Raw genomic sequence first — 14,787 nt, forward strand, 5'->3', positions numbered from 1 at the left:
CAGATCTTGCACCAATACAATATTTCAAGTTACCATTAATTGGTTTTTTACAATAATTAAGCTCTAAAAATTAAAATTATTTAAAAGGGTGTTATAAAAGTGCCTGTTGCTTGACTTCTCTAAAAAAATTTATTGTTAATTGTCTATTGATATGATAACTTAACCAAATAATTGCAAATAAAAAAAATGTTATGCCTCCACAATTAAAAATTTTTGTACCTCCTCATCCTTTAATAAAGCATTGGCTAGGGGTGGCAAGAGATAAAACTACTCCTTCAACTCTTTTTAAAACCGCAATGGTAGAATTAGGGCGTTGGTTAACTTATGAGGCGATTCGGGAATGGTTGCCAACGATGAATGTAGAAATAGAAACTCCTTTAGCCAATTCTTCCGCTACTTTTATCAATCCTCACACGGCGATCGCCACGATTCCTATTTTGAGGGCGGGTTTAACCTTATGGGAAGGATGTCAAACTTTGTTACCCCTTGCTGTTACTTATCATTTAGGAGTGGTAAGAAACGAGGAAACTCTGGAGGCTAGCTGTTATTTGAATAAATTACCTCTAAAATTTGAACATGAGACTCATATTCTAATATTAGATCCAATGTTAGCCACTGGTGGATCTATTATGTTAGCGATGAATGAAATTGTTAAACGAGGAGGAAATCCTGATTTTATTCGTATTATATCTGTTGTAGCAGCTCCACCAGCTTTACAAAAATTAAGCATTAACTATCCCAGTTTGAACATTTATACTGCTATGATTGATGAGCAAATCAATGATCATGGTTATATTGTACCCGGATTAGGAGACGCTGGCGATCGCAGTTTTGGCACTTATGATAATAATGATATTCATAAATAAGGCTCTGTTACTTCTCATCGTGATAAATTATTTCTTAAAAAAGGTGCCGAGGTGTCTGGTATCACTTAATTTCGACATAAAATTGTCGGTGAAGGTGAGACTCTTAAGACTCTTAAGACTATTCGACTAGGAGAGAATTCACTTAAACATTATTGAAATTGATTTTCGACAATTATTTACTAAATTTAATTCTTTGAGGTAGATAAAATTTCGTCAACTAAGACTCTTAAACCCTTATTTTTAATAAATAATTAAATATAAAAAATAAAATAAAAAGATTATGAGTGAAAAAGATAATTTTGGTGGTGGATTTTTGTTGGGCAGTATTATTGGTGGTATTGTCGGTGGAATAATCGGCACAGTAATAGCTAATAAAAATAACGAAAATAAAAGTAATTATGATAACCAATTACCGAGAAAAACCAGAGGATATTCCATTATAGATGATGGGGAAGAAATCGAAGACCGAAGACTAAGTTTAGAAGAAAAAATTAATCAATTAAATAATGCTATTGATGATATAAGAGTAACTTTATTAAAAAATACAGAAACGGTAGAATAATCAGGAATGACGAATAGGCATCTTGTTTCGTAGTTGCTAAAATCCATTAAGCTAGGAAAGTTGAGAATTTCAATTATTTTTAAGAATTAATAAAAAATGTGAGTTAAATACTTCTTAGCTTATCTAACACTTAACATCTAACACCTAACACCTAACACTTAAAACTTATTAGAATAGAAAGTTTGTATGACTTTGTTGGAGAGTCGAAAAACTGTATATTGGTATTGGTATAAAAAATAACTTATTATGAGAACTAACTATTGTGGCGATTTACGCCTTGAACATTTAGATAAAATTGTAACTCTTTTTGGTTGGGTTGATCGCAGACGAGATCACGGTGGTGTTATTTTTGTTGATTTACGCGATCGCTCTGGTGTAGTGCAAATAGTCAGTGATCCTCAACGTACTCCTGAATCATACCAAAATGCGGAAAGTTTGCGCAACGAATATGTTGTCAAAATCACGGGTAAAGTATCCCAACGCCCAGCTGAATCCCTTAACCCCAAATTATCTACGGGAGAAATTGAAATTTATGCCACTGAAATTCAATTACTCAATGCTGTTGGTAAACAGTTACCTTTCCAAGTTTCCACCATTGAAGAAGAAAACATTAGGGAAGATTTAAGACTCAAATATCGTTACTTAGACTTGAGACGAGAGCGCATGAGTCGTAATTTACAGCTACGTCATCAAGTAGTCAAAGCGATGCGTCGTTTTCTTGAAGATGAACAAAATTTCTTAGAAATTGAAACGCCAGTACTAACTCGCTCAACTCCAGAAGGGGCGAGAGATTACTTAGTACCTTCGAGGGTAAATGAAGGGCAATGGTATGCTTTACCTCAATCACCGCAGTTGTTTAAGCAGTTGTTGATGGTATCAGGATTTGATCGCTATTATCAGATTGCAAGGTGTTTCAGAGATGAAGACTTACGCGCGGATAGACAACCGGAATTTACTCAACTTGATATGGAAATGAGTTTTATGTCGGAAAATGAGATCATTGAGCTTAATGAGGCTTTAATTTGTCATATCTTTAAAAATGTCAAAAATATTGATTTACTCCGCCCTTTCCCCCGTTTAACTTACGCAGAAGCCATGAATAAGTATGGTAGCGATCGCCCTGATACCCGTTTTGGTTTAGAATTAGTAGATGTCTCCGACATAATGAAAGATTCAGGGTTTAAAGTTTTTGCTTCAGCCATTTCTAGCGGTGGTAAAGTCAAGGTTTTACCCATCCCTAACGGTAACGATAAAATTTCCAATGTCAGAATTAAACCGGGAGGAGATTTATTCACGGAAGCAACTATTGCTGGGGCTAAGGGTATTGCTTATATTAGAGTTAGGGAAAATGGAGAAATAGACACCATTGGTGCTATTAAAGATAACTTAAGTAATGAGCAAAAACAGGAATTATTAGGAAAAACAGGGGCAAAACCTGGGCATTTACTTTTATTTAGTGCCGGAGAGACGACTATAGTCAACAAATCCCTCGATCGACTAAGATTAGTTATAGGTGAACAACTAGGGTTAATTGATGAAGATCAAATAAACTTAGTCTGGGTAACAGAATTTCCTATGTTTGAATGGAATGCTGAGGAAAAACGCCTTGAAGCCTTACATCATCCCTTTACAGCACCTAACCCCAAAGACTTAGACAATTTAGCCAATGCCCGTGCTTTAGCTTACGATTTAGTCTTAAATGGTGTCGAAATCGGCGGAGGTAGTTTGAGAATACATCAAAGAGAAACACAAGAAAAAGTTTTTACTACTATTGGTTTATCAGAAGAAGAAGCAAAAAATAAATTTGGCTTTTTACTCGAAGCCTTTGAATATGGCACTCCTCCCCATGGGGGTATTGCTTATGGACTCGATCGACTGGTAATGTTATTAGCTCATGAAGATTCTATCAGAGATGTTATTGCTTTTCCTAAAACTCAACAAGCTAGTTGTTTATTAACCGAAGCACCAGCACAAGTTGATAGTAAACAACTAAAAGAGTTACATATCGCTTCTACCTATAAAGGCAAATAGATTTTTTTATTCAAGATGTCAGAAATTTTTACTAATATTGATCCTAATTTAGTTTTTTCCTTGATGTTATTACATTGTTTAATTGGTTTAACGGCCGGAATTATAGCCGATAGTAAAGGTTATTTTTTCTCTTTATGGTTACTTATTGGTATTATGGGAGGAACATTTGCACTAATTGCCTCAATTAACCTTAAATCAAAAAATGCTCATAAGATAGGTTTAATTAATTCTCAGGAAGTAGAAGACAAGATTAAACTTGGATAAACTTTTCTATCCCATTGAGGATGTATTAAACCGCAATTATTTTCTACTTAAGGATTGCTTCATCGTGTTTTGGTGAGAGTAGGGATAACCTCCTTTATTTCCCTTAAAAGGTAGGAAGGGAATGGGCAACGGGGCATCGAGGCAATGGTAGAATCTTCATTCTAAATTCTAAATTCTAAATTCTAAAATCTAAAATTTTTATGGCTTTCTGATTCCCAACACGATACCCTATTTATTCTCAATGATCATGAACATTACCACTTCTAACGTTAATATTCCCAATCAAGATTTACTTATTCAAGGTTTTTTAGCACAACCTGACACCAAGGAAATTTTACCTGCTGTTATCGTTATTCAAGAAATTTTTGGCGTAAATGATCATATCAAAGATGTTACTTGTCGCATTGCAAAAGAAGGTTATATTGCCATTGCACCTGCCATTTATCAACGTCAAGCCCCAAATTTTGCAGTAGGATATACCCCAGAAGCTATCGAAATTGGTAGGGAATATAAAAATAAGACTAAAGCAGAAGAATTATTGAGCGATATACAAGCCACTATTAACTATTTATATCAATTACCCAAAGTCAAAAAAACTGGTGTCGGTAGTATTGGTTTTTGTTTTGGAGGTCATGTAGCATATTTAACAGCTATTTTACCCGATATAAAAACAACAGCCTCATTTTACGGGGCAGGAATTAGTACTTGGTGTCCAAATGAAAATTTTGCTACAATTACGAAAACAAAAGATATTAAAGGCAAAATTTACGGGTTTTTTGGCTTAAAAGATCTAAGTATCCCTGTTGAACAAATAGAGCAAATTAAAAGCGAGTTACAAAAGCATAACATTGACTATCGCATCTTCTGTTATGATAATGCAGATCATGGCTTTTTTTGCGATGCTAGAGCAACTTATCACCAAGAATCAGCAAAAGACGCATGGGAGAAAGTGCTAGAGTTATTTCAGAGTTTATAAAAATGGGAATAAAGTAACAAATTTTGTCTCAATAAGATTAGGAATGAAAGTAATACCGAAAAAAGCGAGGAGGAGCCATGGGAGGTGAAAGTCTCATGCACGGTTTTGAAGGGGAGGCTTAAAGGGTGACTTTTCGATCGACTCTCTCACGTATAAGAATTGATTTTAAAACTTCTAAAATGAATTTTTCCGGTTTGGTTTCATTAGTATTATTGTACTGATGTAAAATCTGAGTTAGATCTAAATTTTTCAATAAGGATAGGATATATAGCAAAGGGTAAGGGGCAAAATTTAAAAATTTACCAGCTTAAATAAGGTAATTTTGTCGCTGTAGCTTTTACTTCTTCTATATTTTTAGTCAATAAACCACAAGTATCCCATTTTCCAGTTGTTAACATATTCCTAGCACCCGAATCCATTTTTACCGTACTACTATAATGCCCACATTGCACTTTTAAACTTTCTAAGTCTAAAGTCATCGAAATTTGAGGATTTTCTTGTAATAAATTTTGAATACTTCTAATATTACCTGAAGAAGTAGTAACACAAGGAATACCCATAGTTAAACAATTTCCGAAAAATATTTCAGCGAAACTTTCTCCTACAATAGCTTCTATCCCCCAACGAGCGATAGCTTGAGGAGCGTGTTCTCTACTTGAACCACAACCGAAGTTAGCATTAACTACTAAAATTTTTGCCTTTTGATATTGAGGTAAATCAAAAGAATGTTTGCCATTCATCGCACTTCTATCATCAGCAAATACTTGTTCTCCTAAGCCATCAAAGGTAACACATCTTAAAAAACGAGCTGGAATAATGCGATCGGTGTCAATATCATTACCAATTAGGGGAATACCAGAGCCAGTAATAATTGTTCTTTCACTCATAATAATAGTTAATAATTAATAGTTAATAGGTAATTAATAGTTAATAGTGATGGGATGATTAGTGATTAGATAGCAGTTTTGAAACCCATATTTTGTCTTAGTCATTCTAAATTCTAAATTCTAAATTCTAAATTCTAAATTCTAATTGTCCAATAATAACCAAAAACCTGCAAAAGATTCTGATTCTAGTGAAGATTGTACCGCCAAAAAGTGAACTCCGTTGGCTTGTTTTTTCGCTTTTTCAAAATTTTCCCCTTCCCCTAGGGTAGCCTTATCGGTGAGATTGGCAAGAATCCAACTATCACTAACTCCCGTTTCTAACGATATTTTCGGAAATTGACTCTTTTCTAGTCTTAAATAACCTAATTCTAACCCTGACATCCACCCTGCTAAAGGTAACGCCCGTTTAGAGAAAATAATCAATCCGGGTATTCTCATCTCAGGTTTAATATTTGCCATGACGAGGGGGAAGGCTTCTCCAAAAGCAATATCCCATTCTTTCATCTGGGCTAAATCACTAGCACAAAGACTTACCAATGCCCATTTATCTTTTTTATCTCCTTTGACGGCATCGGGCAGATTAATGGCATTACTTTGAGGATATTGTACTGTTTTTGATTGTTGAGCTTTTTCGTCATATCCTTGTTGTTGTGGGTAAAAGTTATTCATTCTTTCTTCTAACCACTGATTTAAGGCGTAGGTATGACGGGAAGAAAAAACGGCTATTCCAGCTTCTTCACAACCTTTGATAATCATATTATTCATCTGACGGCGAAAAAATCGAATTTTATTAGGAGTTTCACCTGATTTTTTGATAGCAGTGAGGATGGCATTTTTAAGAGTCAGAGAATTAACTTCACTGTTAGAACAAAATTGGGAATAGCGGAATAAAGAGTTAAGATTGGTATCAATAGAAGTCGGACTTTCACAAATCAAGATTTCCCATAGTTTCTTGTTATTGTCGTCTAAAATTGGACGTGAATAAAAATCTAATTCCCAAATTTTTCCCATTGTTAATTTTTTTGACTGCCTAACTTTGGCAACTAATAATTTTTTGCTCTGAGTATCATAGCATTTAACTTAGATTTTTTAGTGAGTTAATTTCACCCTCATTAAACGGAAGTTCAATACTAATAGCGGACTTGATCTAAAGATAACTAAAAGTTCTCAAAAAATTAGGAGATTTTCATAAATTGTAAAATTTCTTGGGCAACTTTATCGCTCACAGAATCAACTCCATTATCAAGGGTTTCGATCATAGTTTTATATTCTAATTGTAATTTTTCTTGTCGAGATTGATTAAATAATAATTCTAAACTAAGGTTAAAAATATTTTCAGAAGTCGCTTTTTCTTGCAATAATTCTGGTACTATTTCTTTCATTAAAACTAAGTTAACAGGGGAAATAAAACTAACAGAAAATCTTAAAATTTTACGAGCTACCCAAATAGTAAAAGCATTGACTTTATAAATCACCACTTGAGGAATTTTTAATAATCCTAACTCTAAATTTACTGTACCTGATTTGGTTATCGCTAAATCTGCCCCGGCTAATATTTCTAAAGTTTCTCCTTCAAATAAATTTATCTTTACTTTATATTTTGTTATTAAACTTTCAATTGGCGATCGATACTTAGCTAAAGAAATCGGTAAATAAAAACAAGCCGATGGTATTTTTTCTTGGAGTTTTTCCACAGATTCCAACATTACTGGTAATAAATATTTTAATTCCTGTTGACGAGATGCCGGTAATAAAACAATCATTTTTTCTGCTTCTTGAATACCCAATTTTTTTCTCGCTTCTTCTCTTGTGGGTGCATTTTTGAGGCGATCAGTTAATGGATGTCCTACATAAATACTACTTAACCCTTTTTCTTGATAAAATTTAGCTTCTTCAGGGAAAATTGCTAGTAATTTATCGGTAACAGCAACTAATTGCTTAACATCTTGCCCTAATGGAGTCCAAACCCAGAATTGTGGTGCAATATACCAAATTATCGGGATTTTTGGCAATTTTTGCTTTAAATAAGATGCGATCGCTAAATTAGGGCCTAAATAATCAATTAAAATAATTACATCAGGTAAATTAGCTTCTAAATATTTTTTAGCTTGTTGTTGAATTTTCCATGTAGGGATAATACAAGGCCTGGATTATAACAAACCATCGGAAACGATACGGGTAGTATCAGCAATAATATTAGCACCAGCAATGCGCATTTTTTCGCCGCCTAAACCTTCAACTTTTAAAGAAATATTTTGTTTTTCAGCTTGTCGATAAAGTGCTTCAACTAATAATCCTCCTTGTAAATCTCCTGAAACTTCTCCTGTAGTAATAAATATCCGCATAAATGTCAATTTTCTTGAATATGATTGATTTTAGAGCAAATTTGACCAAAATCTTTTTATAACCTATTTATTTCTTGTTTTTGAATTAAATCTATGGCTTTTTCTAGGGGTAGAGCCGGAGAGAAGAAATATCCTTGTCCATAATTGCAACCTAGTGATCGCAAAATATCTAACTGTAACTTATTTTCAATTCCTTCAGCTACAGTAGTCATATTTAACCCCAAAGATAAATCAATTAAAGTACGACAAATAATAAGATCTTTATCACTATTTTCTAAATCTTTAACAAAAGATTGATCGATTTTCATGGTATCAAATTTAAAGTTTTTTAAATAAGATAAATTAGCATAGCCCGTACCAAAATCATCTATAACTAAAGGTAAGCCAAAATCACGACATTGATTTACTAAAGAAAAGGCATTTTCTCCTTCAAATAAACTGCGTTCTAAAATCTCTAATTTGATTTGTTGAGGCTTCACAGAAGATGCGTTAATTCTACTCTTAAAACTAGTTAAAAAATCAGCATAGGAAATTTGTTTTTCTGCCACATTTATACTTAAAAATATATCATAATTAGTTTTATTTTTTATTTCTTCAATTGCCTTTAAACCTTGTTTTAATAACCATTCTCCAATAGGAATAATTAATGATGTCGATTCTGCCAAAGGGATAAAAATACCAGGAGAAACATTTCCTTTAGTAGGAGAAAACCACCTCAATAAAACCTCAAAACCAACAATTAAATTAGTTTTTAAGTCAATAATAGGTTGATAAAAAGGGATTAATTCATTTCGATCAAAAGCATTTCTTAATTCACTTTCTAATCTAATTAAATCAATAGCATGAGAAATTTTATCTTCATAATCCTTTTTAGTGTTTTCTAAAGTTAATTGATCTAATACTTCTTTTCCTGATCTTAATCTACCAGTTTCCGAGCGAAAATATTTCATTACTACCATTAATAATAACTTTAAAATAGGATCAGCATCTTCAATTCTCGTCTTAACTTGCTCACTGGTAACAATAGTTAACGCCACATTAGTTTTAGCATAAGCGGAAGCTGATCGAGGACTACCATCAACTAAAGCTAATTCGCCAAATAAATCACCTGTTTTGAGAATATTTAAAATAATTCGTTCATTATTAACAGAAGTTGTGGAAATTTCTACTTCTCCCTCATCAATAATATAGGCAAATTCTCCTTTATCTCCTTCTTGAAAGATACATTCTCCAGCTTTTAGTGTTTGATTAGGAAATTTTTGGGTGAAATCATATTTTTTAAACATGGTAAATAATTAGGAATTAGGAATTAGAAATTAGAAATTATAAGTTAAGTAATTATTTAACTATAATTAGTCATTACTGATGATCAATTACTATCTGATTTTAAACTAGAAAAATATAAATTACCCACAATACCTAAGAATAGAAAATAAGCAATTAATTGTACTAAATAAAGATGATCTCGATAACCAAATAAAGTTTTTAAAATGATACCTGGAAATTGATTATCAGGCAAAAAGTTATGGGTATTCCAAATCGGGATACCTAATAAACAAGAGCCTTGATTAAAGAAACATAAACTTTCATAATTAGAGTTAATCTGACTAAGAATTGTCACAGCACCATCTAAATTTTTAAAAGCACTAATAACTAAACCTGCCACAATTAATAAAAGAAAAACTCCCATAATTTGGAAAAATAAACGAATATTAATTTTAACTCCCCAATAAAATAATGACCATCCCATTAAACTTGCTAAGATTAATCCTAAAATAGCTCCAATACTCGGACTCAAAAAATCAGATTGAAACTTAGCCGCTATAAATAAAACCGTCTCAAAACCTTCTCTTAAAACGGCGATAAAGACTAATAAAAAAATTCCACTACCGGCATTTTCATTGATTAAAACTGCATTAATTGCCCCTTCTACTTCACCCTTAAAAGATTTTGCCTGTTTACTCATCCAAATTAACATCCAACTTAACATGGCGATCGCCATCAGAGCAAACAAAGTTTTTAAGACTTCTTTCAATACAGGAGCATAAAAAGATTGACTAGAGTCTATATGTTGTAAACTACTCCAAAGAAACCAACCAACAGAAATACTAGCAATAATTCCAGCAATGACTCCAGAATAAATCCAACGATAATATTCAGGTTTTTGTGCTTTTTGTAAACAAGCAAAGACAATTCCTACTACTAATGCTGCTTCAAAACCTTCTCGGAGAGTAACAACAAAAGTCGGTAACGCACTACTTATATTCATCTTCTTAGTTAATCAACTACTATTGAATTTTAACTAATTTTAGGCTCATAGTAGGGCAATGAATTTTAAATTTTAACTAATTTTAAGCTGGTAGTCAGCCCTAAAGGGCTTATAAATAAGGCTAAAGCCATCACTACGAACGAACCCAATTTTAAGCTGGTAGTCAGCCCTTTAAGATTAACTAATAAATATAAGTAAGACTAAATCCCTTATTACAAACAATTTTAAAAATAAGACCAAAGTTTACAGTGACAAACTTATTAAAAAAGCGGGTAACGCGATTCGAACGCGCGACATTCACCTTGGCAAGGTGACGCTCTACCACTGAGCTATACCCGCAGTTAATTGGTACATTTAATATTATGTATCAAAAAAAAAAAAAAAGTCAAGGTTTTAAGTAAAAAATTTTTTCTTCACAAAAATAAAGAGAATAAGATTCCTACCGAAGTTCATTGAATTGTACAATAGGAAATTGAGATGATAAGAATTAACCAAAAACTGAGAAATGGATATTAAAGACGGCTTCGTTGGAACTATTGGCAATACCCCTTTAATTCGCTTAAATAGCTTCAGTGAAGAAACAGGGTGCGAAATTTTAGGCAAAGCAGAGTTTTTGAATCCAGGAGGTTCGGTAAAAGACCGAGCTGCATTATACATAATTCAACAAGCAGAAGCTCAAGGATTACTAAAACCAGGGGGCACGGTGGTAGAAGGCACTGCCGGAAATACAGGCATCGGTTTAGCTCATATTTGCAATGCTAAAGGCTATAAATGTGTAATTGTGATACCTGAAACTCAATCACAGGAAAAAATGGACGCTTTACGCACCCTAGGGGCACAAGTTATGGCTGTACCTGCTGTTCCCTATAAAGATCCCAATAACTATGTTAAACTATCAGGTAGAATTGCCTCAGAAATGGATAACGCTATTTGGGCAAATCAATTTGATAATTTAGCTAACCGTCAAGCTCACTACGAAACGACAGGTAAAGAAATTTGGGAACAAACAGACCACAAAATTGATGGTTGGGTAGCCTCAACAGGCACTGGAGGTACTTTTGCTGGGGTATCTTTATTTTTAAAAGATCAAAATCCTGATATACAATGTGTTTTAGCTGATCCTATGGGTAGCGGTTTATATAGTTATATCAAAACAGGAGAAATCAAAATAGAAGGTAATTCTATTACTGAGGGCATCGGTAACAGTCGCATCACTGCCAATATGGAAAATGTACCTATTGATGATGCTATTCAAATTGATGATCAAGAAGCTGTTAGGGTGATTTATCAATTACTCCGAAAAGAAGGCTTATTTATGGGAGGTTCTGTCGGTATAAATGTAGGTGCTGCGGTTGCTTTAGCTAAAAAAATGGGGCATGGTCATACCATAGTAACAGTTTTGTGTGATGGTGGGGCTCGCTATCAATCCAGACTTTATAACCCTGACTGGCTCAATTCCAAAGGTTTAATTATTCCTAATTGATCCGTATAATTTACTATAAAATTAACTTTATTGATTATGAATTTTATTCGTCAACAAATAGTCCCTTTAATTACAATTTTGATCGCTTTATTTGCTTTAGTAACGGTAACAGCAAGGAGTTTTATTGATAGTGATTTAGCTACTCCAGCACCTATTGAAAATATTTATTCAGGAGAATTTGCCCCATAGTAAATAGTGATTAGTCAATTAAGATTCAAACTTGAATCTTTTAATCTGAATTTTATTCACTTTTCCCTTTTCTCCGCCTTAACCAATAATTTATGATAGAGGTGCAAGATCTAAGTTAGATTGAATTTTTCCTTTAAAAATCATTTTAACTCCCCCTTCAGGGCTTAATACTACTCCTCTTCTTTTTGGTTTTATTTCTTGATTTGTTGGTAAAGTAAAATCATAGGTTGTGATAATTTTGGCTATGACAAGTTTCATCTCATATAAAGCTAAAACTTCTCCTAAACAACGTCTAACGCCTCCCCCAAAGGCTAAAAATTCATAGGGAGAATATTGGCGATTTAAAAATCTTTCGGGTTTAAATTTATCCGCTTCTGGATATAAATCTTCCCGATGATGAGTTAAATAAATACAACCCATAACGACAGTATCTTTTGGTATTTTTAGCCCTAATAATTCTGTGTCTGCGGTTACTTGTCGAGGAAAAGTCAACATAGCTACGGGATAAATTCTTAAAGTTTCGTTACACACTGCCGTTAAATAAGGTAGTTTAAAAATACTAGTTCCGTCTTTTTGCGGATTTTCTTGTAATTCTGTGAGTAATTTTGCTTTAAGATCAGGATAATGATATAACCAATATAATGCCCATGTCATAGCAATAGCAGTAGTTTCATGCCCAGCGAATAACATTAACATCAACTCGTCTCGTAATTCTTGATTCGTCATACCTTTCCCATTTTCATCCACTGCGATTAATAATGTAGAAAGAATATCCGTATTATTCAGGTTATTTTCTTGACGGCGAAGACTAATTTCACTGTAGATTAAATCATCTAATTCTTTTTGTGTTTTCATAAAACTACCCCAAGGGCTCCATGCACCGAAATCTTTTCTTAACCAATTATAAAACAAAAAACTAATGTTAATAGGAGAATTAAATCGATTTAAAATAGCTTTAATTAATTCTTTTATTCTTTCAAATTGATTACCTTCTGATAAACCAAAAACAATTTTGAGAATTACTTGTAAAGAAATTTCCTGCATTAATTCCCTTACAATAAATGTTTTACCTTCTTGTAATTGATTAAAAACATTTTCTGTGATCGAGATAATTAAATCACCATAAATCTCCATTCTTTCCCCATGAAAAGATGGCATTAATAGTTTTCTTTCTCGTTTATGATTTTCACCATCTAAAGATAACAAAGAAGAATAACCCACAATGGGCGTTAAAAGATTGTTTAATTCTCCATTGGCAAAAAATAATTGGCGATCGTTGGTTAAAATTTGTTGTATAGCTGAAGGATGAGACACAAAAACTAACTTACCACCAAAACCCGAAACTTCTCCTGTGAAAAGATCAGGATGTTCCTTAGAAGATTTCATTAAGTAACTAACAGGATCAAGAATCCATTGGATTTTCTGCCAAATAACAGGAGTGGTTAAAGGGTTAATTAAGAACATTTATCTATAATTTCAGAATTTCCTCATATTATATCAACAGTTTAACTTCAGAATTTCAAGACTCCGGGAAAAATATTTTAATGGGGTAGCTATCAAATACAATGTGATACCTTTCCTTCCATTAACTTAAAATTAGCTTCATCTTTTGATAATAAACTCCAAAAATTGACTATTTTTTCTGATAATAATTGAGGTTGAAAATAATGAAAAAAATGTTCTCCTTCTGGGCATTGATATAAATAATCTTCAGGTTTTAAATAATTTTGCCATTTTTTGATCTCCTCCCAAGAAACAATTTGATCATTTTTACTTCCACAAACCATTAACGGTGAAGAAATTGGTGTTATTGGCAAATTAAATCTTTGATAAAGAGAATGAGGAGACAAAGAATATAATAACGCTTTTTCTAATAGTTGAATAAAGGCTTTTTGATAATACTTATTATGATAACCAAATAAATTCTTGGCTAATTTTGCTAAAATTATATCTTTACTACATTTGAGGTTCGATCTCATAATATAATAATAACTAACCCAATCCCAACCAGCATTACCACCGACTCCTAAAATAGTCAAAGATTTAACTTTTTCGGGGTATTTTTGCGCATAATAAAAACCTAGTAGTCCGCAAGTACTATGACCGATTAAATGTACTGGTTTTGCAATTAAACTTAAGTAATCATCTAATAATTCTATAGCTTGATCTATGGATGTACCTTCATCTTCATTGATTTGATACTCCCATTGACCTATTTTGACATATTTAGATAAATATTTAATGATAGGTAAATTAAAACGAAGTAAATAAGGGTTGCTATTGAGCCACAGAACATCAGGATTTTTGAACATCTTTCTCAATTATTACTAACTAATTGTAAAAAAAGTATCAGCAAGATATTTACTTTAACCTTGCCTAATACATAGTAACCGATTCTTATTGATAATTTTTATCAAATACTTATAAATAATATATCTCATTTTGGCAGTTATTGCAACTTATTATCATTAGACTGCTTTCCATCGGGGAAATAACCTAATAAAAAAATGTAAGTTAAATGCGTCTTGGCTTAACGAAAGTTATAGTATTATTATTTAAGTAAGTAATCAGTATATAGCAGTCCTAAATTTGTTGTGGGATATTTAAAAATAGTAGAAAATGTTAAAATCTGAGTTTAACAAAGGGTTTAAACCCCTTGCTTCCAAATTTTTGAAGTTGATTTTGCCACGAATCATTTAGGATTATTGCTATATTATAAACAAATACAAAAAATTCAGCTTAAACAATAACTTATGCCTTTTATCCTCATTAACCAATATCGTCAAGAATTAGACAGAATTATTCGCTACGGAGGTAGTCGTAATGAAGGGGCGGTAAGAAGAGCAATGGGTAGTTTATTAAATGGTTATTGTAAACCGAGAAATTTTGTTTTAGTTGAAGAGTTAACCATAACC

At 32.7% G+C, this 14,787-nt stretch carries 13 protein-coding genes, 1 tRNA gene and 1 pseudogene; 7 read left to right on the forward strand and 8 right to left on the reverse strand.

From position 1 onward, the window contains the following. Positions 1–191: 191 nt before the first annotated feature. The 5 genes from upp to FWJ34_RS12145 all read left to right on the forward strand — a co-directional run bounded on the left by upp (position 192) and on the right by FWJ34_RS12145 (position 4,699). Entirely contained in the window at positions 192–866 is a 675-nt protein-coding gene (gene upp / locus FWJ34_RS12125; RefSeq protein WP_308255583.1) for a uracil phosphoribosyltransferase, read from the forward strand. A gap of 280 nt (positions 867–1,146) precedes the next feature. After that, entirely contained in the window at positions 1,147–1,428 is a 282-nt protein-coding gene (locus FWJ34_RS12130; RefSeq protein WP_308255584.1) for a hypothetical protein, read from the forward strand. A gap of 246 nt (positions 1,429–1,674) precedes the next feature. Beyond that, positions 1,675–3,459, forward strand: a complete 1,785-nt coding sequence (gene aspS, locus FWJ34_RS12135) for an aspartate--tRNA ligase (protein ID WP_308255585.1) — start codon at positions 1,675–1,677, stop codon at positions 3,457–3,459. 15 nt (positions 3,460–3,474) lie between these two features. Continuing rightward, positions 3,475–3,723 (forward strand): hypothetical protein, encoded by a 249-nt coding sequence (locus FWJ34_RS12140; protein ID WP_308255586.1) that lies wholly within the window; start codon positions 3,475–3,477, stop codon positions 3,721–3,723. Positions 3,724–3,970: 247 nt separating this feature from the next. Next, positions 3,971–4,699 (forward strand): dienelactone hydrolase family protein, encoded by a 729-nt coding sequence (locus FWJ34_RS12145; RefSeq protein ID WP_308255587.1) that lies wholly within the window; start codon positions 3,971–3,973, stop codon positions 4,697–4,699. Between the two features lie 299 nt (positions 4,700–4,998). On the opposite strand, the gene leuD is transcribed toward FWJ34_RS12145, so the two are convergent. From leuD to FWJ34_RS12175, 6 genes and pseudogenes are all read right to left on the reverse strand, one after another. Continuing rightward, entirely contained in the window at positions 4,999–5,586 is a 588-nt protein-coding gene (gene leuD, locus FWJ34_RS12150; RefSeq protein WP_308255588.1) for a 3-isopropylmalate dehydratase small subunit, read from the reverse strand. Between the two features lie 141 nt (positions 5,587–5,727). Continuing rightward, the gene (locus FWJ34_RS12155) at positions 5,728–6,597 is read right to left on the reverse strand and encodes a Tab2/Atab2 family RNA-binding protein (RefSeq protein WP_308255589.1); all 870 of its coding nucleotides are present in this window, start codon (positions 6,595–6,597) and stop codon (positions 5,728–5,730) included. 164 nt (positions 6,598–6,761) lie between these two features. After that, positions 6,762–7,931: pseudogene (gene lpxB / locus FWJ34_RS12160) on the reverse strand (lipid-A-disaccharide synthase). Positions 7,932–7,987: 56 nt separating this feature from the next. Further along, complete coding sequence (locus FWJ34_RS12165; protein WP_308255590.1) at positions 7,988–9,217, reverse strand: EAL domain-containing protein; 1,230 nt, start codon at positions 9,215–9,217, stop codon at positions 7,988–7,990. An 83-nt stretch (positions 9,218–9,300) separates the two neighbouring features. Further along, positions 9,301–10,200 carry an FTR1 family protein gene (locus FWJ34_RS12170; RefSeq protein ID WP_308255591.1) on the reverse strand — a complete coding sequence of 300 codons (900 nt, stop codon included), beginning with the start codon at positions 10,198–10,200 and terminating at the stop codon, positions 9,301–9,303. A 267-nt stretch (positions 10,201–10,467) separates the two neighbouring features. Next, positions 10,468–10,539: transfer RNA gene (locus tag FWJ34_RS12175), tRNA-Gly, on the reverse strand. 166 nt (positions 10,540–10,705) lie between these two features. Between FWJ34_RS12175 and FWJ34_RS12180 the strand changes: the two genes are divergently transcribed. Both FWJ34_RS12180 and FWJ34_RS12185 read left to right on the forward strand, forming a co-directional pair. Further along, positions 10,706–11,683: a cysteine synthase A gene (locus FWJ34_RS12180; RefSeq protein WP_308255592.1), complete on the forward strand. Its 978-nt coding sequence runs from the start codon at positions 10,706–10,708 to the stop codon at positions 11,681–11,683. Between the two features lie 36 nt (positions 11,684–11,719). After that, a complete protein-coding gene (locus FWJ34_RS12185) occupies positions 11,720–11,872 on the forward strand; it encodes a hypothetical protein (protein WP_308255593.1) in 153 nt (50 codons plus the stop codon). 90 nt (positions 11,873–11,962) lie between these two features. On the opposite strand, the gene FWJ34_RS12190 is transcribed toward FWJ34_RS12185, so the two are convergent. Both FWJ34_RS12190 and FWJ34_RS12195 read right to left on the reverse strand, forming a co-directional pair. Next, positions 11,963–13,336: a cytochrome P450 gene (locus FWJ34_RS12190; protein WP_308255594.1), complete on the reverse strand. Its 1,374-nt coding sequence runs from the start codon at positions 13,334–13,336 to the stop codon at positions 11,963–11,965. A 92-nt stretch (positions 13,337–13,428) separates the two neighbouring features. Continuing rightward, on the reverse strand, positions 13,429–14,184 hold the full coding sequence (locus tag FWJ34_RS12195; RefSeq protein ID WP_308255595.1) for an alpha/beta hydrolase: 756 nt from the start codon (positions 14,182–14,184) through the stop codon (positions 13,429–13,431). Between the last annotated feature and the right edge of the window lie 603 nt (positions 14,185–14,787).

Origin of the sequence: Geminocystis sp. GBBB08 (assembly GCF_016743215.1) — a bacterium.
Classification (GTDB): Bacteria; Cyanobacteriota; Cyanobacteriia; order Cyanobacteriales; family Cyanobacteriaceae; genus Geminocystis.